Here is a 20,517-nt window from a genome sequence, read left to right on the forward strand (position 1 = left end):
TCTAAGATAGCCTCATTGTTGCTTATTATTTATCCAGCGACAAACGTAATAACGAGAATTGCTACGCCAATCCAATACAACCAAGATCAATTGGGCTGATCTTGGCTGTCGTTCTTACTGTTAGTACAAGATAGAGTAGAGTCGGCTACGATATTTTGCGGCAGTTTTATTTCCCTGTCCCAGAGCGCTGAGAATATCCATAAATGATTTTTTCAGATCACCATCCAGTGCACCAAGATCTTTCACAAGAAATTGCCAAATCAAATTGAGTGCCTCTTCGTCACGGTTAACTTGATGGTAATTTAATGCTAATTCTTGAGCCAATTTGGTATTGCTAGGATCCAGCGCAAGTTGCTCTTCAAGGGATTGGATCTCAGGGCTATTAGCTGCCTGATGATGAATTTCCAATTTGGCGATCAAACCTTTGTAATAGTTGTCTTGGTACTCAAGAGGGATGTTTTGTAATAAAACTTCAGCGTCCTCAAAGTTTTGAGCTTCAAGATAACAATCAGCAAGCGCCAGTTTCACATCTCCTCGGCTGGCTAATTCAGCTGGTAGAGTGTTTAGCATGGTGAGAGCTTGAGCATGTAAACCTTCTGTAATCAACTCAAGAGCTTTATTTAGATTTAGCTCATCTTGGCTAGGAAGATGTTTAGCTAACATAGCTTCAATTGCGTGAATTGGCTGAGGACCACCAAGACCATCGACAGGCTTGCCGTCGATAAACAGTGCAACCGTTGGTAGCGCTTGTACGCCAAATTGAGCCGCTATTGATTGTTCTTGTTCGCAGTTAAGTAATGCTAGTGTCATTGCGCCATTATAGTTTTGCGCAATTTGCTGTAATTGCGGAATGACATCACTACTCTCAGGGCTTATTGATGCCCAAAAGTGAATCAGTAGAGGAGTGTGTTGAGAGCTCTCGAGAACTTGCATGAAGTTCTGTTGATTCAATTCAGTGATAAAAGGTGATTGCATGCGACATATCCTTTCCAAATGTCTTTATCTAACCATTAAGTATGGTCGACAGCAGGATAAATCAAGCATTTAAACAAAAACACCACGCTAATTCGTGGTGTTTTTCGGCAAAGTGCAAGCGAAGGTGTTTATAGTATGATAAGCAAAGTTAACGCGACACTCACACAGAGCCAGTTTAATTGGTTTAATGACATGTACAGGCACCGTATGTGACGCTTTTTAATGGTTTACGCTATTATGATGCCTCTAATTTGTGACGTTATTATTACACTAAGCTGCTTTAAGCAAAATTTTATCTAACCACCGAGTTGGAAGAATTCGTTTTAATAACGCAAACACTTGGGTTGGTTTGGTTATCCGATAGCGAATCTTAGGCGTGGTGGCTTCAAGAGCATGTATCACAGGTTCAATACATGCCTCGGCTGGCAATACAAAAGCATTGTTAGATGATTGTTTTTCTAGCCGTATTATTTGCTCTAGGTACGCCGTTTTATGAGTGCTGTTTTCTACCGTTATCCACTGCTTGAACGCCTTTAATGCATTGGCGCGAAATTGAGTTTCGATTGGGCCGGGTTCGATCAAACTAATTTTTATGTTGGTCGATGCAAGTTCTAATCTAAGTGTGTCAGTCCAGCCTTCAATGGCAAACTTTGATGCATTGTATGCCCCACGATACTTCATGGCGGCGAAGCCCAGTACTGAACTGTTTTGTATAATTCGACCTTCGCCTTGCTTTCTCATTACGGGCAATACTTCTACCACTAACTGATGCCAACCAAAGAAATTTGTTTCAAACTGAGCTCGCAATCCATCGGTAGGCAAGTCTTCCAATGCCCCTGGTTGACCATATGCACCATTATTAAACAGGGCATATAGTTTGCCATTGGTTAACGTTAAGGTCAGCTGTACCGCTTTGCTGATACTCTCCGGGCAAGCTAAATCAAGTTGAATACAAGTCAGCCCTTCTTGCTTCAAACGCTCGATATCTTTTGTATTTCGACAAGAGGCGATGACTTGATACCCGCGCTTGTGAAGCGCATGAGCGGTAACATAGCCTATACCCGATGAACAGCCAGTGATGAGTATCGCTTTGGTCATGAAATCTCTTCTTTTCCCTTTGAAAATAGAGTATTAGAGTAAAGGATTATTCATGATGTTGTAATAGATTTTTCAACGCAGGCTCTAGACGTGAATAACTAAATCGAAAGCCCAATTCGGTTAATTTTTTTGGCTTTGCCCTAATGCTATCAAGTAATAATACTGAGCATTCTCCCATGATGGCTTTAATCGCCCATTTGGGCGTGAAGAGGAAATGCGGACGCTTTAGAGTTCGCGCAAGTGTGCCGCTAAAATGGCGGTTTGTCACAGGGTGCGGTGCGCAAATATTGAATTCACCATGCGCATGTTCGGTTTCAAGCAAGTATACAATAGCACGAACCATATCAAGCTTATGGATCCAAGGCATGTATTGGCGACCGCTGCCAATAGGTCCACCGACTCCTATTTTGTATGGCAAGAGCATTTTTGCCAATGCACCACCATCACAACCGAGTACAACGCCTGTTCGTAAAATACAAATCCGAATATTTTCTGAGCGCGCACGATTGGCGATTTCTTCCCATTTGGCGCAAACATGATGAGGAAAGTGTTCACAATGGACATGCAAGCTTTCATCAAAAGGGTGCTCTTGTTGATCACTATAGTAGCCAATAGCAGAACCACTGATAAATACGGAGGGAGGGGTGGTGCTGGCATGAACTAAAGAGACGAGTTGTTCGGTCAGTTTCCAGCGACTTTCGCAAATTTTTTTCTTCTGCTCTGAACTCCAACGTTTATCTGCTATCGGTTCTCCGGCGAGATTTATAATTGCGTCAAAATCATTAAGGTCATGAAAACCGTTCAAGTGAGATATATAGGTGATATTGCCTAAATCAGCATGACTAACGATTTGTTTGGCTTTCTCGGGCGAGCGAGTTAATAGCACTACTTCATGAGTTGTTAAGTGCTTGAGTAATTCTCTGCCAATAAAACCGGTGCCACCAGTTAGTAATATTTTCATTTAACTCTCCTTGTCTGGAGTAATTATAGCGAGATTCAGACAAATTCGGATCAACAGCTACTAATTATCGACTTCTCTTTTACCGAACAATTAGCTTGGGTAATGTTCACAAAAATCACATTTTGTTACATCTATATTAAGTGCTGTAGTAATTGTCACATATTATCAAGGCTTGCTTTGGCAAGATATACAGCAACTCATGGAATGGAGTGAGACTATGCCCAAAGCCTTTGGGGCGCTGCTACGTGCGATGCTAGGAAGCTTGCGCGATTTGATGCCGATCGTTATCGTGATAGCTTTTTTTCAACTTGTGGTGTTGCAAGAGCCCTTACCAAATATCGCCTCAATTACATTTGGTTTACTGCTAGTCGTCACAGGGCTGACATTCTTCATCTTTGGTTTAGAAATGGGTTTGTTTCCTATCGGCGAAACGATGGCACAAGCTTTTGCACAGAAAGGCAGTGTGTTTTGGTTGTTACTTTTTTCTTTTTGTTTGGGTTTTGGTACCACTATTGCTGAACCTGCACTCACAGCCGTTGCCGCTGAAGCTGCGGAGGTTGCAGCAGAAGGTGGAATGATCGCCAATAAAGAGCAGAGCCAAGAGAATTATGCGAATGGCTTACGGTTTACTGTGGCGTTGTCCGTAGGTTTTGCCATTGTACTAGGCGTATTGAGGATTCTTAAAGGCTGGCCGATCCAATACATGATAATCGGAGGCTATCTCGGAGTTGTAGTGCTAACCGGATTTGCGCCAGAGAGTATCATCGGTGTCGCATACGATTCAGGTGGCGTCACAACATCAACGATTACCGTCCCTCTTGTTACAGCTCTTGGTGTCGGGTTAGCTTCATCGATAAAAGGTCGAAATCCAATGATAGATGGTTTTGGCTTAATTGCTTTTGCCTCTTTGCTGCCAATGATGTTTGTTATGGTCTATGGCATGGTGGTGGCATAATGTTAATGCAGTTTGTCGACACATTCTTAAGCACTGTTACTGATGTGATTCCCATCGTAACGATCATTTTTGGTTTTCAATTTGCTGTTTTAAAACGACCAGTGGCAAATTTACCTAAAGTGATACTCGGTTTCTTCTACGTTATCTTAGGTTTATCTCTATTTTTGCTTGGGCTGGAAATGGCCTTGTTCCCGCTAGGTGAAACTATGGCGGAGCAATTGACTGCACCTGATTTTATAGAGCAAGTACGCTTAAGTACCGAATCGATATTGAATTGGGCTGATTACTATTGGGTTTATCTCTTTGCTTTTTGTATTGGTTTTAGTACCACTATTGCTGAGCCATCGCTTATTGCGGTTGCGATAAAAGCCAATCAAGTTTCAGGCGGAAGTATTCGTGTCAACGGCTTGCGAATCGCAGTCGCACTTGGTGTTGCCTTCGGTATTTCATTGGGCAGCTATCGCATTGTGGTGGGTGACCCTATTCATTACTACATCATCGCGGGGTATGTCATCGTGGTGATACAAACCTGTTATGCGCCTAAGTTAATCATCCCTCTAGCCTATGACTCTGGAGGCGTGACAACATCGACTGTTACTGTTCCTTTGGTTGCGGCATTGGGGCTTGGGCTTGCCTCAACCGTGCCCGGACGAAATCCAATGATTGATGGATTTGGTTTAATTGCTTTTGCCAGCCTATTTCCGATAATTTCAGTGATGGCGTATGCACAAATAACTCAATGGTTAAATAAAGAACCGCAACAAGAGGATAAAGAAAATGCGCTTTAAGTTGCTTTTAGCCTTTGTCGAAGATAGTAAAACCGAGCAGGTACTTGACGCTGCCCGCAGCGCTGGTGCTACAGGTGCTACCGTTATAAACAATGCCCGAGGTGAAGGTTTAAACCAAAAACGCACCTTTTTTGGATTAACACTTGAGGTACAAAAAGACGTGTTGCTTTTTGTTGTTGAAGAGCACCTTTCTAGGCACATCCTTGAAACCATCAGCAATGTTGGCGGGTTTGATGAAGAGTCAGGGCAGGGGATTGCCGTCCAGATTGATATTGAAGATGCCGTTGGCGTTGCGCATCAGGTTGAGAGACTAACGAAAGTGGTGGGGGATGAGCTATGAATACTCAACAGATAGTCCGAGTTAGAGATGTGATGGCGGCAACTTACGTCATTATTGACGGTTTGATTACCGTGCAAGAGGGAATCCGGATTGCACGGGAACATAAAGTCAAAGCGTTAGTGGTAAACAAACGTCACGAGAATGATGAATACGGTATTGTTTTAATGAATGATATTGCAAAAAAAGTACTGGCAAAAAATCGCTCCCCAGACCGAACTAATGTATATGAGATCATGACGAAACCTGCACTCGGTGTTGATCCAGATATGAACGTGAAATATTGCGCTCGCCTATTTGAACGTTTTGGTATTAGCCGTGCTCCAGTTATTGAGAACGGTGAACTGATCGGTATGGTTAGTTACAACAATATTGTTATTAATGGAATGGCACGGGATGACGAGTCATAGCCAATTGAGTAAAATGCCTTCAATAAATTTGAGGAGTATTTATAGTGAAACTGTTTTTTGCCTCTGATCTGCATGGTAGCTTGCCTGCAACTCAGCGAGTGCTTGCTGAGTTCGATCGTTCTGGAATTGAAACATTGGTTTTATTAGGGGACGTGTTAAACCATGGTCCACGTAACCCTATCCCTGAAGGTTATAATCCTCCAGCGGTGGCAGAGCTTTTGAATCAATACGCTGATCGTATAATGGCAGTGAGAGGCAACTGTGATAGCGAAGTAGATCAAATGCTATTGGCATTCCCTATGATGAGTGATTACGCTTGGATTATGTTGCCAAGTGGGCAAAGGTTGTTTGTTACGCATGGTCATCTACATAACAGTGAAAAGCGTCCAGCCTTACGTGAGAGTGATGTAATTGTTCATGGTCATACTCATATTCCATTGGCAGAACGAAATGGGGCGCAGTTTATATTTAATCCAGGTTCCGTTACCTTTCCGAGAAGCGGATATGATGCCAGTTATGGGCTATTAGAAGATAGCGTGATCAAAGTAGTGACTTTTGAAGGGCAAACGATCCTCGAAAAGGCAATTGCTTAGCAGTGTGAACTAGATAAGGCATCTTTCGGTGCCTTATTTACTATCTGAATGCCCCAAATCTCGTTCAGGATCGATAATATCTCGTACTTTTTGCTTTAATACTTTCGCCTCGGGGAAACCACCATCTCGTTTCCGCTCCCATACTAGCTGGTTATTGCAGAAAATTTCGAATCGTCCACCAGTGTCGGGGTGTAAAGAGACCGCGCTTATTTCTTCGCTAAAGGTATGCAGAAGCTCTTGGCTCAGCCAAGTTGAGCGCAGCATCCAACTACATTGGCGGCAATAGTAAATATCAATGTTCGCCTTTTCCATGTTATCCCCTTGAATTATGGTTCTTTATATCAGTAATGTTAATCCGACCAGCAATGTGAGTAGTTCAAAGCATCGTTTGATCACTTGATTTGTGAAACGAGTTGATAAGTAAGCCCCAATCGCGCCACCGGCAAATGAGGCTAACAGCAATATTGGTAACCAAGACCAATAGATAGATGCTCCAGCTTGAACCACAGCAATACCGCCAATACCATTCCAAAAAAGACCGACACATATCATGGTTAATGCGACGGCTTGTTTGTAGCTATAACCAAACCAGCGTACTAAAAATAATGTAACCAAAAGCCCAGAGCCCGCAGTCAACGATCCATTGATTACTCCGATGCATAGCAAACCTAAGCTACCGATTAGCCAACCCTGCCAATTTCGATTGATTGGGTGAGCGTTTTGACCTAACTGTTTTTTGAAGTGTGAATAAATACCTAGGGCGAGGATCATTGCCCCCAGTAAGCGCTCCGCGAAATCAGCAGGTATTTTTAGTATCAGATTAGCTCCAATGACCACGCCTATACAACCGACAGAAGTAATGTAAATGGCTTCTTGAATCGTAAAACTTTTTTGTTTGAGATGCGTTGCGGCGGCCCCTAGCCCAAGAGCAACACTGGCAACTTTATGAGTGGCTAAAGCGATGGAAAAAGGTAGACCGAAAAATAACAGGAGAGGAAATTGCAGTAAGCCCGCACCGCCTCCTGATAATGAAGCGAGTGTGTTTGCGATGAGTGAGCCGATGAAAAGCCCAATAGAATGAATCCAATCCATGAAATATTCAAGGGGAGCGTCATGCTCCCCTTGCCACTAAGTTGGGAACTAGTTAGAGAAAAGTACCGTAGATCCGTGACTTAAGCTAGTCAGTAGTAGCGTATTGTTATTCACAATATCGATCCGGCGGCTTTGTTGGGCATCCATTTTGAATAGCTGCTTGATTAACAAAAGCTGAGCTTCTGTGAAATCTTTACTGTTTGGGGAAGAGACATCTTTAAATTCAGTTGGAGAAATGAGTAAGTAATTGTCACTAATTTCCCATTGACCCGTTTCGGAAATACTGATCACGCTGTCACTTTGCTCACTGTTGGCAAATAGTCGAACTGTTGCAACGCGAATGTAACTGCCGTTTGGTAAGTATTTAACGTTGGAAGTGACATCCACTTTTCGCAGAGGACCAACAGATTCCTCACGCAAGCCTTCACTTATCACAGTAACCATCTTGGACTGCCACTCTTTCGAGGTGATGGTTTTTTCAATTTGTATGTCACTACCCCAATATAACCAGCCACTAAAAAGTGTTGAGATCGCCAACAAAATCAATGCTATTTTCTGATTCATAAACATACCCTTACTGGCAAATGTGATTAATATTGTCTTGGTCAGAAAATATGCGCACAGTGATATTCTCACCCGAGTGTGCGGGCTGATGAATATAATTGAGGACAAGCTGATTATTCTGTCCGCCTGTGGCAATGACTTTTATCGGTGCTTCCTCACCTTGGTGCGTGACTTTGTAACGTGAAACACACTGCTCAATAGCTGAAAGCCAGTGAGTCAATGACGGATGATTTATTGGTGTTTGCACAATCACATCATCAAACGTAGCTAATCGCTGAAATTGTGATGTGCTTGGTTTGCCTAGCACAATCGTAAGAATGGGAAGACCGAGAGCAAGTACAAGCGCTATTTTAGTTATCAAACTTAGTGTTTTTGATGATGGAGAAGGCACGGTTTGATTGTTCAAAGCAGCATCGGCTATTTCTATTTCACGTTCCACATCTTCAGCTAGATTGATTTCAGGCTCTAGATACATTGGTTCATCATCTGTACTGGAAAGTGGTAACGCAGTCGATGAGTCGCCGCTAATTAATGGTGTCATCCGTTCAACACTACAAATTAACTGATAGCCACGCTTAGGTATGGTCTTGATGAATTTAGGAGATTTTGTCGGATCATTGAGAAGCTTTCTGAGTGTCGAAATTGCTTGTGTCAGACTAGAGTCATCAACTTCAAAACCTTGTTCGCGCCATACAAAACCGTATAGATCATTACGGCTTACTACGCTATTTTGATTCTCTAGCAAAAATAATAAAATGCGGCTTTCATTACTGCCTAATCGAATTTCGTTATCGTCATTTAGAGTGTCAACTAAGGCGTTAGTATTCGGGTCAAAGGTAAATTTGTCAGCAAGGTTAAATTTGGTTCCGATATTACTCATGCATTTGGCCTTCGGTTTGAGAGGTCTCATTGATCACCAATGCGACTTTACGGCTAGCGGCGATGTGCATTTTTATAGAATGATGCGCCATATAGAATTATATTGGCTAAAAGAATAGACAATATAAAAATAAAAAAACACTGTTTTTATGTTTTTTGACTTAGAATTTACATTTTTAGATAATAGCACTACATATAGCACTATTTTGACTAGAGGGTAGATAAACAAAAACGCAGTTTTTATTGATTTTTGACCTTGAATTTATCTTTGCCACCCTCATTTCATGTATCAGTCATCATATGGTTTTTATCGCACAGTGCGATATGAGATCTGATTAGTATAGATGTTATGGAGTAAATATGAGCGAAACTGCCACTCACAATAAAGAAACTCGCGGCTTTCAGTCCGAAGTAAAACAGTTGCTTCACTTAATGATCCACTCACTGTACTCGAATAAAGAGATTTTTTTACGTGAGCTAATTTCAAACGCCTCAGACGCCTCAGACAAGCTTCGTTTTCAAGCATTGTCTAACCCTGATTTATATCAGGGTGATGCCGATTTAGGTGTGAAACTGTCGTTTGATGAACAAGCGAATACGCTCACTATCTCAGACAATGGTATAGGCATGAGCCGCGAAGATGTTATTGAACATCTTGGAACCATTGCTAAATCAGGCACGGCTGAATTTTTCTCAAAATTATCTCAAGATCAAACTAAAGACTCACAGCTAATTGGTCAATTTGGTGTTGGTTTCTACTCTGCATTTATCGTTGCAGATGCTGTCACTGTGCGTACGCGTGCTGGTGGTTTGAGCCCAGAACAAGGGGTTCAATGGCATTCTGCCGGCGAGGGTGATTACACCATTGAAGATGTCCGTAAAGAAAGCCGCGGTACTGATATCGTTCTTCACATGCGTGAAGAAGGAAAGGAGTTTCTTAACGAGTGGCGTTTACGCGATGTAATTGGCAAGTATTCTGATCACATTGGTATTCCGGTACTGATTCAAACTTCTGAGCGTGATGAAGAAGGCAAAGAAACGGGAGAGAAAAAGTGGGAGCAAATCAACAAAGCTCAAGCACTTTGGACTCGTAATAAATCAGACATTAGCGAAGAAGAATATCAAGAATTCTATAAGCATGTATCACATGACTTTGCCGATCCGCTAGTTTGGAGCCACAACCGCGTTGAAGGCAAAAACGACTACACAAGCTTGTTGTATATACCATCAAAAGCACCATGGGATATGTTTAATCGTGAACATAAATCTGGTTTGAAGCTATACGTACAACGCGTCTTTATCATGGATGACGCTGAACAGTTTATGCCGTCATACCTGCGTTTTGCGCGCGGTTTGATTGATTCGAATGATTTGCCACTGAACGTTTCTCGCGAAATTTTGCAAGATAACAAAGTGACTCAATCCTTGCGTGGTGCTTGTACTAAACGTGTTCTGACCATGCTAGAGCGTATGGCAAACAACGATGCGGAAAAATACCAAACGTTCTGGAAAGAGTTTGGTTTGGTCATGAAAGAAGGCCCTGCAGAAGATGGAGCCAATAAGGAGAAAGTTGCGGGTTTACTCCGTTTCTCTTCTACTCAAGAAGATTCTTCTGAACAAACCATCAGCCTTGCATCTTATGTTGAGCGAATGAAAGAAGATCAAGATAAGATCTTTTATCTGACTGCAGATAGTTATGCTGCGGCGAAAAATAGCCCGCATTTAGAGCAGTTTAAAGCGAAAGGCATTGAAGTCATCTTGATGTACGACCGCATTGATGAGTGGTTGATGAATTACTTGACTGAGTTCGATGGCAAGCAATTTCAATCGATTACTAAAGCAGGTCTTGATTTAAGTAAGTTCGAAGACGAAGCTGAGAAAGAAAAGCAAAAAGCGACAGAAGAAGAGTTTAAATCTGTTGTTGAACGTACCAAAGAATATTTGGCTGATCGAGTAAAAGAGGTTCGTACAACATTCAAGCTTGCATCTACACCAGCCGTTGTTGTAACAGACGATTTTGAGATGGGCACGCAAATGGCGAAACTTCTAGAAGCCGCAGGTCAGGCAGCGCCAGAAGTGAAATACATCTTAGAGATTAACCCAGAACATGAGCTCGTGAAGCGTATGTCTGATGAAACCGATGAGCAAGCTTTTGGTCGTTGGGTTGAAGTATTGCTAGGTCAAGCGATGCTAGCTGAACGTGGTTCACTAGAAGATCCGTCGCAATTCTTGGGTGCAATCAATACTCTTTTGACTAAGGGCTAATACGCCAAAATCAGTAAAAAGCTCGCATTATGCGGGCTTTTTATTTGAACGTTAAATAAAACGGTCGAATTGATAGTTTTATGCGTTAAGTGGTATATGAGACTTGCTTGAATTGCATTCTTTAGTCTTAATTGCGTCGTTGATGCAACAAATTATGTTAGAATCAGCGGCTTGAATATGAGAACTAACGCGAGAACGTTGTCTCGCTTAAAGCCAATCTGATGGTGATATACCGGAACTAACCGTTTGCGAATGGTTAAAATCTTATTTTGAGCTTCGGTATAAATTTCTAATCTTAAAGAGGATAAATCATGCGCATCATTCTTCTAGGTGCTCCAGGTGCTGGTAAAGGCACGCAAGCAAACTTCATCATGGAAAAATACGGTATTCCACAAATCTCTACTGGTGACATGCTACGTGCAGCTATCAAAGCGGGTACAGAACTTGGCAAGCAAGCTAAAGCTGTAATCGACGCTGGTCAGCTAGTATCGGATGAAATCATCCTTGGCCTAATTAAAGAGCGTATCGCTCAATCTGATTGCGAAAAAGGCTTTTTATTAGATGGTTTCCCTCGCACAATTCCTCAGGCTGATGGCCTAAAAGAAATGAGCGTGAACGTTGACTACGTAATTGAATTTGATGTAGCTGATAGTGTAATCGTTGAACGCATGACAGGTCGTCGCGCTCACCTTCCTTCTGGTCGTACTTACCACGTGGTTTATAACCCACCTAAAGTGGAAGGTAAAGATGACGCAACGGGTGAAGACCTAGTTGTTCGTGATGATGACAAAGAAGAAACAGTACTAGCACGTCTAGGTGTATACCATGCGCAAACAGCGCCGCTTATTTCTTACTACGGTAAAGAAGCTGAAGCCGGTAACACTAAATACCTTAAGTTTGATGGTACCAAACCAGTTGTTGAAGTAAGTGCTGATATCGAAAAAGCATTTGCTTAATTCTCTGTCTGAGAAAAAATTGTTATAGTAAAGGCGACCTTAGGGTCGCCTTTTTTCTACTCAAAATGTTTATCAGCTAACCGCGCTGAATTTTAGTGTTGATCACGAGTAAGCATATACTCCAACTACTTTAAGTAGGAAGGGTATAAATTGATGGGGTGCAATGAATAATAATAAGAAACAGGGTGTGTTATTGGTAAATTTAGGTACTCCAGATGAACCTACAACACCCGCAGTAAAACGATTTCTAAGTCAATTTCTTCATGATCAGCGCATAGTTGATACGTCACGTTGGCTGTGGTGCCCTATTCTGCATGGCGTCATTCTTCCTATTCGCTCACCAAAAGTAGCCAAGCTTTATCAATCCGTCTGGACGGAAGAAGGCTCTCCTTTGATGGTGCACTCGAAGAGGCAAGCAGAGAAATTGGGGCAATGCCTCGATATTCCGGTGGAACTGGCAATGAGCTATGGCAACCCGAGCATTTTTTCTGCTATTGAGCGACTGAAACAAAAAAACGTTGAAGAGCTTATTGTTTTGCCTCTCTACCCACAGTATTCAGCGACGACGACAGCAGCAGTATCAGATGCGTTGACCCTTGCGTTCAAGCAAATGGCTGTACTTCCGGCTTATCGCTTTATTCGTGATTATTATGATCATCCGCTTTATATTAAAGCCTTAGCGGTAAGTGTGCGTCGTTCTTGGCAAGAGAAAGGTCAAGGTGACTATTTACTTTGTTCTTACCATGGCATTCCCAAGCGTTATGCAGACAATGGTGATGTTTATCCACAACACTGTGAATACACCACAAAACTTCTCCAGCAGGAGCTAGGTTTATCTGATCAGCAAATAGGTATGACATACCAATCCCGTTTTGGTAGAGAAGAGTGGTTGCAGCCATATACGGATAAGACTTTAGAAGCACTGCCAGCAAAAGGCACAAAGTCGATTGATATTATGGCGCCAGCGTTTGCCGTGGATTGTTTAGAGACCTTGGAAGAGATTTCGGTTGAATGCCAAGAACTGTTTAAGGAACACGGTGGGGAAGTGTTCAATTACATACCTTGCTTAAATGATGATGACTTACATATTGAGTTGATGGCGGATCTTATCGCACAGTATCGTTAAGTCTAATCGGCAGAAATAAGCCCAGAGATACTGGGCTATAGATTACTTATGGGTTATTTATTACCTTGATGGTGACGGTACTCGAACACTCGTCCTTGTTCGTTAAAAGCATAAACGGAGTAAGCATCTTTCTTGTTGCCATATTCCATACCAGGTGACCCCATAGGCATTCCTGGAACAGCTAATCCTCTGGCGTTTTTCGGCGGATTTTTTAGGAAGGATTTAATGTCCTCAGCAGGGATATGCCCTTCAAATACAAAACCGTCAATTTCTGCAGTATGACAAGAAGCGAGCTTCGAGGGTAAGCCGAGTTCTTGTTTTATAGAGTTCATATCTTCATGCAGTTTTTCTTTCACTGTAAATCCAGCATCTTGCATGTGTTTTGTCCACTCAGTACAGCAACCACAATATGGTGATTTGTGATTGATGACATCAGCAGCCCACGCGGTGCTGGCTGAGCCCAAAAGTAGTGCAAGAGTAATGGTTTTAAGTGTCATAGATCCCCCTAAGAACGATGCTTCGTTTCAAATAATCGTAGTCTGTTTGCATTGCTTACCACAGTAATTGAAGAGAGTGCCATGGCTGCTCCTGCAATTACTGGATTTAGTAGAAAACCAAATGCTGGGTATAACACACCAGCAGCAATTGGAATACCTAGAGAGTTGTAAATAAACGCTCCAAATAAATTTTGTTTCATGTTTCTTATGGTGGCTTTAGAAAGCTCAATCGCTTTTACTACCGCAAGTGGTGAAGAATTTAGTAGCGTCATTTGTGCGCTTTCTATCGCGACGTCACTACCGCTACCCATTGCAATACCTATATCAGCGAGTGCTAAAGCTGGTGCGTCATTCACGCCATCACCAATCATCGCTACAGTAAACCCTTGCTGTTTCAATTGTTGAATATGTTTAGCTTTTTCATCAGGCAGTACCTGTGAAATGACCTCTTCAATTCCCAGCTGTTTGGCTATGGATTGCGCCACGATGTGGTTATCACCAGTAAGCATGATTGGTTTAATGTTGAGAGCTTTAAGTGCTTCGATTGCAGCAAACGCATCATGCTTAATGGGATCGGCTATCGCTATAATACCTTCAGTGATCCCATCTAGCGTGACAACGACAGTTGTCCATGCATTCTCTGTACATTCTTGAATAACGCAATCAAGATCATCTAGATTAATACCAAGCTGTTGTGCGTAGGGGAGTGAAATCACCGAAAGTTGACGCTTTTTTATTTCAGCTTGAACACCCTTACCACGTAAGTTGGTAAAATTCTCCACATCACTAAATGTTAAAGATTGCTGTTTAGCGTGCACTACAATCGCTTTTGCTAGAGGGTGTTCAGAGTGTTGCTCCAAACTTGCTGCCAGCGAGAGTAGTTTTTGTTCATCACTGTGCAGGGAAAAGATTTTTTCTACACTCGGTGTCCCCTGCGTTAGCGTGCCCGTTTTATCAAATACGACACAATCGAGTTTACTGGCAGACTGCAATACATCGGCGTCACGGATCAATATCCCCATCTCAGCAGCCTTACCAACCCCTACTGTCACGGACAGCGGAGTCGCCAGCCCGAGTGCGCATGGGCAGGCAATAATGAGTACTGTCGTTGCCACTATCAACATATAGCTTGCTTTAGGATCTGGTCCTACAGCGAACCAAATTAATGCCGAAATAATCGCTATAGCAACGACAACGGGAACAAACACTGCTGAAACTTGATCTGCGAGCTTTGCTATCGCCGGTTTGCTGCTTTGCGCTTGACGCACTAGGCTGATGATTCGCGCGAGCATCGTATCGTGACCGACGCTGGTTGCTTCAATTACGAGACTACCATCTTGGTTGAGAGTACCTGCTGAAACCAAACCTTCGACTTGTTTATCTACAGGCATTGGTTCGCCAGTGAGCATTGATTCGTCGATATACGAATGTCCAGAAAGTACGATACCGTCGACGGGTACTTTCTCTCCCGGCTTGATTCGCAGCTGCATTCCTTGCTCAATTAACTCCACAGCAATGTCTGTATCGCCAGTGTCAGTCACGAGAGTAGCCGATTTGGGTTGAAGATCGATCAGTGCCTGTAAAGATCGAGTGGTATTCGCTTTGGCTTTGGCTTCAATGAAATGACCGAGAGAAATAAGACCAATGATCATTGCACTGGCTTCAAAATACACATGACGTGATGCTATCGGAAACCAATTTGGGAAAAATACAATCAACATAGAAAACAGCCACGCAGCGCCTGTGCCTAGCGCAACCAAGGTATCCATTGTGGCGCGACCATGTTTTAGCGCCAGCCATGCATTAGCGAAGAATGTACGACCAGCGGTGGCAAGAAGTAATAAACAAACCAAACCTACCGATCCCCAAATCAACTGATCGGTTAGGTTTTGAATCATCATGTTCCCTCCCAACACGCCCCATGCCATTAAAGGTACACCAAGAGCCAACCCATACCATGCACTGTGTTTGTGATGTGACTGAATTAAGCGTTGTTGATCTAATTGTTTTTGCTGCTGGGTTTTCGGGTCATCGATAATCTGAGCACTATAGCCTGCTCTCGCAACTGCTAGCGTGAGTTCATCATTGTCTAACTGTTCTGAAGAACCGATCACAATCGCACTTTGTTCTGCAAGGTTGACTTGCACTTTACTTACACCATCAACGCTAAGGAGGGTTTTCTCTACAGAGGATACACAACTCGCGCAAGTCATCCCGCCAATCAGTAAGTTATAGCTTTTCGCGCTGGTTTGTTTTCCTGTTTCAATGGGCGCTCTATTCTTGATAGGGCGAGCGATATCTTGGTTGTGTGTCGGGTCTTTTTCAACATCTGCTGTGGGCTTTGAATCAACGGATGCTTGGTAACCAGCTTGCTCAACTAATGCAATAATTTGTTGATCAGAGAGTAAAGTAAATAAATGCAATTCTGTTTTAGATACTTCCAGCGAAGACACCGATTCAGATTGCTCTAAGTGCTGAGAAAGTTTGTTCACGCATTTACCACAGCTCAGTCCACTCAAATAAAAGTGCTTGCTATGGCCAGCATGATAACCAAGAGATTCAACTTTTTGGGCTATTTGTGCAAATGATGCATTGGTATCAAGTGATATCGATGTAGGGGAAAGCGTATGAATGGTCACATTGTAGTGTTGGCTTAGCTTGTTTTCGACTTTTCGCGCGCAGCTCATACAGTTTAAACCATGTAGTGGTATATCGAATGTGTTCATCGCTTATCCTCGATCTGTGATTAATGCATAGGATAAACCTTACCTCAAGGGTAGGGTCAAGCAGCAAATTGCTTTCCAACGACCGATGCTTTAAGAAAAAGTTCGCTGATTTTGACGTTTTTTCCTGCGAGGTACTTCAATCTTTGTTTTGGTTAATTCTAAAGAGATATCAATTCAAAAAAAACACCTGCGAGTAACTTAACACTGTCAGGCTGTTAGGTCTTTATCTCGCTAATTAAATCTAAAAAGCGGTATTTGCTTTTTTGTCTTTTATTTTGTAACTATCTGATTTTAAACTGTTTATATGTTTTTGCTTTTCTGCGTTTTGAAGTTGATCTGAGAATTTTTTGATCAATTATTTTTCGATAAAAAAGTCTGTAACGATGCCCCTGTCCATAAATCGAACCTCTCACTCAACGGAAAATTGTTTGGTGATGGGAACAAGAAAATACGACTAAAAAACAATATATAGGGGTTATTTTATGTTTCACTTTAAGAAAACACTTTTAGGTGCAGCGATTGCAGCAACTACCATGGCCGCTGGTACTGCTAATGCATATATGTTGGGTGATCCTAACGACGCTAATGTAGAAGTGTATGGTGTAGTCTCTATCTCAGCAGTGGATTACAACGCTAAGAAATTCGATGATAAAGCAGCATCGGGTTACAAAGAGCTAGCCCAAGACGGTATGGTCTTCGAGAATGAATCTCGTGTTGGCTTTCGTGCAGCAAAAACTATGAATGATCACCTTGAAGCATTCGTTCAAATTGAATCTGGTTGGGTTCTTGATGATGGTGCTGAGCTGGGTAATCGGGATACCTTCGTTGGTTTTCGAGGGGATGATTGGGGTTCAGTGCGCTTTGGTCGTATGTTGACGCCAATGTATGAACTAGTTGACTGGCCGTATTCAGCGTCGAACATGGGCACAACATTTGACCGTGGTTGGCGTGAAGGTGAGCGTTTCAATTTTGACCGTAAGAGCCAAATGATGCGCTATGACTCGCCAATGTACGGCGATATTGTGAAATTCAGTTTAGCGGCAGGTAACGGTAGTTCAAACGAAGAAGATTCCCAGTTCTTTGGTGGTTCAATTTCGATTACTCCACTAGAAGTGCTAACTCTACACGCTGGCTTCGAAATTGCGGATGAAACTGAGTTTGATAAAGACCTTGTTGGTGAGACCTCAGCATACTTTACTGGTTTCCAGTTTAGTTTGACAGACAATTGGAATGTTGCTGGTGCATATAAAACAGGTGATTTTGAAGCTGATGCGCATACCGCTGCGCAGTACAAAGAGCGCGATATCGAGGCATTCTCATTACAAACCAACTACTTTATGGGGGATTTTAACTTCCGCTTAGGTTATGCAGATCAAACAGGTGATACCGATAATGAGTCAGACAAAGAGCTAGACTTTACTACCATCACTGGTGAATTAGGTTATTCGTTGAACTCTGTTTATACCTTCCTACGTATCGCGCAACATAGCGGTACTTATCGTACTAATACTGCTTTGGCTGGTGAAGACTACGATGATGTGATGGTACGTATCGGTACAGAATGGACCTTCTAATTCTGTACTCATATTCTTCTAATTATTACGTTTAACCTTTCCCTCTCTTTCTTCGTAAAGAGGGGGACTTTTAGTTTTTAAATTTGAAACAAAGCTTGGTGGGAAATCTATGAACAAACTATTGGCTGTTTTTCTATGTTTATTTAGTGTTACAACGCACGCTAAAGTCACGATAAAAACTGATAATCGCGTTGAGGTGCTGGCAGTGAATCAATCGATCAATCAGATCCCCAATAAAGGCAAAGGCGACTTAAAAATAGTGAATGGAGACAACCAACTACTGATTCGCGTGACAGGTTTGTATGATACCAATGGAGGTAAGAGAAAATTTAGTTCATATCCAATGGTGATTCGCTTTAACGCCCAAGATGAAGTTTTGTTTTTGGAAACCCCTTTTGCGATCAGAGATGAGAGAGGTGTGAATAAGTTTAAGAAATCACCGAGTGTGAAAATTACGAGTGATGCTCACGCGGTAGAGTATAAATTAGACATCATTTACGATCAGACTTTTGAACTGATTAAAGATTACAATGCGATGCTGGACGTATATAACCAATCAGGCGGAAAGGCTGCCATTCTTGCCGATTTCGAAAGCCAGCCGAAACTCAATCGCCCTTCTCAGTTAGTTAAAAAAACTCAAAGTAAGTGTTCAGATGCCATTGCAATAGAAGACGCATTCCTTAACTTAACACCGGAACAACGACAAAATTTTATCTCTTGGGGTGTACAACACATTAATGATTAACAACTAGTTAATAACGTCGTTTTGCTTGAATGGCGAGAATGCCAGTAGGATTCTCGCTTTTATTACCGTTTGCTGTAGCAAAACTTTCGAGGAAAAACGTCGCCATACCCTAGCGCCTCATCCAACTTGCGTATAAAATAACGCCCAATTTTGGCATTGATTTAAACAGTGCAGTCATTTCGACAATCAAGGTATTTTACATGACGGTTAAAACTCGTTTTGCTCCTAGCCCAACAGGCTACCTTCACGTGGGCGGTGCTCGCACTGCACTATATTCTTGGCTTTTTGCAAAAAGCCAAGGCGGTGAGTTCGTACTTCGTATCGAAGATACGGATTTAGAGCGTAACTCTCAAGAAGCAGTAGATGCGATCATTGAGGGGATGGAATGGCTAGGTTTAGAGTGGGATGAAGGTCCTTACTACCAAACTCAACGTTTTGACCGTTATAACGAGATGGTTGATAAGCTACTTGCTGAAGACAAAGCTTATAAATGTTATGCATCTAAAGAGTTGCTAGACGAAGTACGTGCTGAGCAAGAAGCGAATAAAGAGATGGCTCGCTACGATGCAAACCATCCAAAAATCAAAGCAGCAAACGATGCGGCAAAAGATGGTGAACCATGTGTGATCCGTTTCCGTAACCCAAAAGAGGGCAGCGTAGTATTTGATGACCAAATCCGTGGCCGTATAGAGATTAGTAATACCCAAATGGATGATTTGATCATTCGTCGTACTGATGGTGCACCAACATACAACTTCTGTGTGGTAGTTGATGATTGGGATATGGGTATTACTCAAGTTATTCGTGGCGAAGACCATATCAATAACACGCCTCGTCAAATCAATATCTATGAAGCGCTAGGTGCTCCAGTACCAACATTTGCTCACTGTGCAATGATCCTAGGTGACGACGGTGCAAAACTGTCTAAACGCCATGGCGCTGTATCAGTGATGCAATATCGTGATATGGGCTACTTACCAACAGCACTAAATAACTACCTAGTTCGTTTAGGCTGGTCTCATGGTGACCAAGAAATCTTCTCTAGAGAAGATATGATTGAATTCTTTAGCCTAAACGCGGTTTCTAAGTCTGCATCTGCGTTTAACACTGAAAAATTATTATGGTTGAACAACCACTACATCAAAAACTCAGATCCTGAATATGTAGCGGAACACCTACAATGGCACTTAGATCAACAAGGTATCTCTAAAGACAACGGTCCAGCAATCACTAATGTGATTAAACTTGTTGGCGAGCGTTGTAATACGCTAGTTGAACTTGCAGAGCAGATTCGTTATTTCTACGAAGACTTTTCTGAGTTTGAAGCGGGCGCAGCGAAAAAACACCTACGTGGTGTGGCGAGAGAGCCGCTAGAGGCTGCTCTAGTTAAAGTTGAAGCGCTTACTGAGTGGACGACTGAAAACCTACACCAAGTGATTGCAGATGTATGTGCAGAGCTAGAAATTGGTATGGGTAAAATTGGTATGCCATTACGTGTAGCGGTAACGGGTGGCGGTCAATCCCCATCGGTAGATGCGGTTATGCAGTTAATCGGTAAAGAGCGTTGTGTTGCTCGTATCAAAATGGCATTAGCGTTTATTGCTGAGCGTGAAGCAAACGCATAATAGCTATTGCTAATATAACTGAAGAGACCGCAGCCATTGAGCTGCGGTTTTTTTTGCGCTGCGTATTTTTGGCGTTCCATCATTTATTGTTCTACGTTTATTCGTGTCACATGCAAAGTAAAACTCAATGGATTTGGCGTTATTTCGTTTAATAACAGTAGGTTAATGTTGTTTCTTGGTTGATGGGCAGATAAGCATTTTAGTTTTATGGACAATAAGGATGTGACCGTACTAACGTTTTTTTACATTGGTCAGTGTGAAACTCGTACAAGTAAAGGTTGTTGTACCCCATTTTTTGCACCTTTGTGACGAAATAAAGCCAAAATTGGCTTCTATAAAAGAAAAACAGTG

Annotated in this window: 20 protein-coding genes; 11 read left to right on the top strand and 9 right to left on the bottom strand. The window is 42.3% G+C overall.

What is annotated here, in order from left to right; genetic code table 11:
* Window positions 1–120 precede the first annotated feature (120 nt).
* The 3 genes from L4C38_RS00960 to L4C38_RS00970 all read right to left on the bottom strand — a co-directional run bounded on the left by L4C38_RS00960 (window position 121) and on the right by L4C38_RS00970 (window position 3,034).
* Window positions 121–975, bottom strand: a complete 855-nt coding sequence (locus L4C38_RS00960; RefSeq protein ID WP_428795663.1) for a co-chaperone YbbN — start codon at window positions 973–975, stop codon at window positions 121–123.
* A 270-nt stretch (window positions 976–1,245) separates the two neighbouring features.
* Window positions 1,246–2,073, bottom strand: a complete 828-nt coding sequence (locus L4C38_RS00965; protein ID WP_428795664.1) for an SDR family oxidoreductase — start codon at window positions 2,071–2,073, stop codon at window positions 1,246–1,248.
* 46 nt (window positions 2,074–2,119) lie between these two features.
* Entirely contained in the window at window positions 2,120–3,034 is a 915-nt protein-coding gene (locus L4C38_RS00970) for a TIGR01777 family oxidoreductase (protein ID WP_428795665.1), read from the bottom strand.
* A 217-nt stretch (window positions 3,035–3,251) separates the two neighbouring features.
* On the opposite strand from L4C38_RS00970, the gene L4C38_RS00975 reads away from it, so the two are divergent.
* Genes L4C38_RS00975 through yfcE form a run of 5 tightly spaced genes read left to right on the top strand, consistent with a single transcriptional unit; the run spans window position 3,252 to window position 6,117 of the window.
* The gene (locus L4C38_RS00975) at window positions 3,252–3,989 is read left to right on the top strand and encodes a DUF1538 family protein (protein WP_428795666.1); all 738 of its coding nucleotides are present in this window, start codon (window positions 3,252–3,254) and stop codon (window positions 3,987–3,989) included.
* Window positions 3,989–4,777: a DUF1538 domain-containing protein gene (locus L4C38_RS00980; protein ID WP_428795667.1), complete on the top strand. Its 789-nt coding sequence runs from the start codon at window positions 3,989–3,991 to the stop codon at window positions 4,775–4,777. Before L4C38_RS00975 ends, L4C38_RS00980 begins: the two co-directional genes overlap by 1 nt.
* Window positions 4,767–5,117: a P-II family nitrogen regulator gene (locus L4C38_RS00985; protein ID WP_428795668.1), complete on the top strand. Its 351-nt coding sequence runs from the start codon at window positions 4,767–4,769 to the stop codon at window positions 5,115–5,117. The genes L4C38_RS00980 and L4C38_RS00985 overlap by 11 nt, the downstream gene beginning before the upstream one ends.
* On the top strand, window positions 5,114–5,524 hold the full coding sequence (locus tag L4C38_RS00990; RefSeq protein WP_428795669.1) for a CBS domain-containing protein: 411 nt from the start codon (window positions 5,114–5,116) through the stop codon (window positions 5,522–5,524). The genes L4C38_RS00985 and L4C38_RS00990 overlap by 4 nt, the downstream gene beginning before the upstream one ends.
* A gap of 44 nt (window positions 5,525–5,568) precedes the next feature.
* Complete coding sequence (gene yfcE / locus L4C38_RS00995) at window positions 5,569–6,117, top strand: phosphodiesterase (protein ID WP_428795670.1); 549 nt, start codon at window positions 5,569–5,571, stop codon at window positions 6,115–6,117.
* Between the two features lie 33 nt (window positions 6,118–6,150).
* Here yfcE and L4C38_RS01000 read toward each other — a convergent pair whose 3' ends face one another.
* From L4C38_RS01000 to L4C38_RS01015, 4 genes are read right to left on the bottom strand one after another with little or no spacing between them, the layout of a single operon-like run.
* The gene (locus L4C38_RS01000; protein WP_428795671.1) at window positions 6,151–6,429 is read right to left on the bottom strand and encodes an Rdx family protein; all 279 of its coding nucleotides are present in this window, start codon (window positions 6,427–6,429) and stop codon (window positions 6,151–6,153) included.
* Window positions 6,430–6,453: 24 nt separating this feature from the next.
* Window positions 6,454–7,209 carry a sulfite exporter TauE/SafE family protein gene (locus tag L4C38_RS01005; protein WP_428795672.1) on the bottom strand — a complete coding sequence of 252 codons (756 nt, stop codon included), beginning with the start codon at window positions 7,207–7,209 and terminating at the stop codon, window positions 6,454–6,456.
* A gap of 48 nt (window positions 7,210–7,257) precedes the next feature.
* Window positions 7,258–7,773 carry a regulatory protein ToxS gene (locus L4C38_RS01010; protein ID WP_428795673.1) on the bottom strand — a complete coding sequence of 172 codons (516 nt, stop codon included), beginning with the start codon at window positions 7,771–7,773 and terminating at the stop codon, window positions 7,258–7,260.
* Window positions 7,774–7,783: 10 nt separating this feature from the next.
* Window positions 7,784–8,653, bottom strand: a complete 870-nt coding sequence (locus L4C38_RS01015) for a winged helix-turn-helix domain-containing protein (protein WP_428795674.1) — start codon at window positions 8,651–8,653, stop codon at window positions 7,784–7,786.
* Window positions 8,654–9,012: 359 nt separating this feature from the next.
* Between L4C38_RS01015 and htpG the strand changes: the two genes are divergently transcribed.
* The 3 genes from htpG (at window position 9,013) to hemH (ending at window position 12,999) form a co-directional block, all read left to right on the top strand.
* Window positions 9,013–10,917, top strand: a complete 1,905-nt coding sequence (gene htpG, locus L4C38_RS01020; RefSeq protein ID WP_428795675.1) for a molecular chaperone HtpG — start codon at window positions 9,013–9,015, stop codon at window positions 10,915–10,917.
* 311 nt (window positions 10,918–11,228) lie between these two features.
* Window positions 11,229–11,873, top strand: coding sequence for an adenylate kinase (adk, locus tag L4C38_RS01025; protein WP_428795676.1), 645 nt, complete (start codon window positions 11,229–11,231; stop codon window positions 11,871–11,873).
* Between the two features lie 163 nt (window positions 11,874–12,036).
* The gene (hemH, locus tag L4C38_RS01030) at window positions 12,037–12,999 is read left to right on the top strand and encodes a ferrochelatase (RefSeq protein ID WP_428795677.1); all 963 of its coding nucleotides are present in this window, start codon (window positions 12,037–12,039) and stop codon (window positions 12,997–12,999) included.
* A 53-nt stretch (window positions 13,000–13,052) separates the two neighbouring features.
* Here hemH and L4C38_RS01035 read toward each other — a convergent pair whose 3' ends face one another.
* Window positions 13,053–13,496 (bottom strand): DUF411 domain-containing protein, encoded by a 444-nt coding sequence (locus L4C38_RS01035; protein ID WP_428795678.1) that lies wholly within the window; start codon window positions 13,494–13,496, stop codon window positions 13,053–13,055.
* Window positions 13,497–13,504: 8 nt separating this feature from the next.
* Complete coding sequence (locus tag L4C38_RS01040) at window positions 13,505–16,222, bottom strand: heavy metal translocating P-type ATPase (RefSeq protein ID WP_428795679.1); 2,718 nt, start codon at window positions 16,220–16,222, stop codon at window positions 13,505–13,507.
* Window positions 16,223–16,704: 482 nt separating this feature from the next.
* On the opposite strand from L4C38_RS01040, the gene L4C38_RS01045 reads away from it, so the two are divergent.
* From L4C38_RS01045 to gltX, 3 genes are all read left to right on the top strand, one after another.
* Entirely contained in the window at window positions 16,705–17,796 is a 1,092-nt protein-coding gene (locus L4C38_RS01045; protein WP_428795680.1) for a porin, read from the top strand.
* Window positions 17,797–17,905: 109 nt separating this feature from the next.
* A complete protein-coding gene (locus L4C38_RS01050; RefSeq protein ID WP_428795681.1) occupies window positions 17,906–18,541 on the top strand; it encodes a DUF2057 family protein in 636 nt (211 codons plus the stop codon).
* Window positions 18,542–18,741: 200 nt separating this feature from the next.
* On the top strand, window positions 18,742–20,166 hold the full coding sequence (gene gltX / locus L4C38_RS01055) for a glutamate--tRNA ligase (protein WP_428795682.1): 1,425 nt from the start codon (window positions 18,742–18,744) through the stop codon (window positions 20,164–20,166).
* Window positions 20,167–20,517: the final 351 nt, after the last annotated feature.

Source organism: Vibrio kasasachensis (assembly GCF_050337565.1).
GTDB lineage: Bacteria > Pseudomonadota > Gammaproteobacteria > Enterobacterales > Vibrionaceae > Vibrio > Vibrio kasasachensis.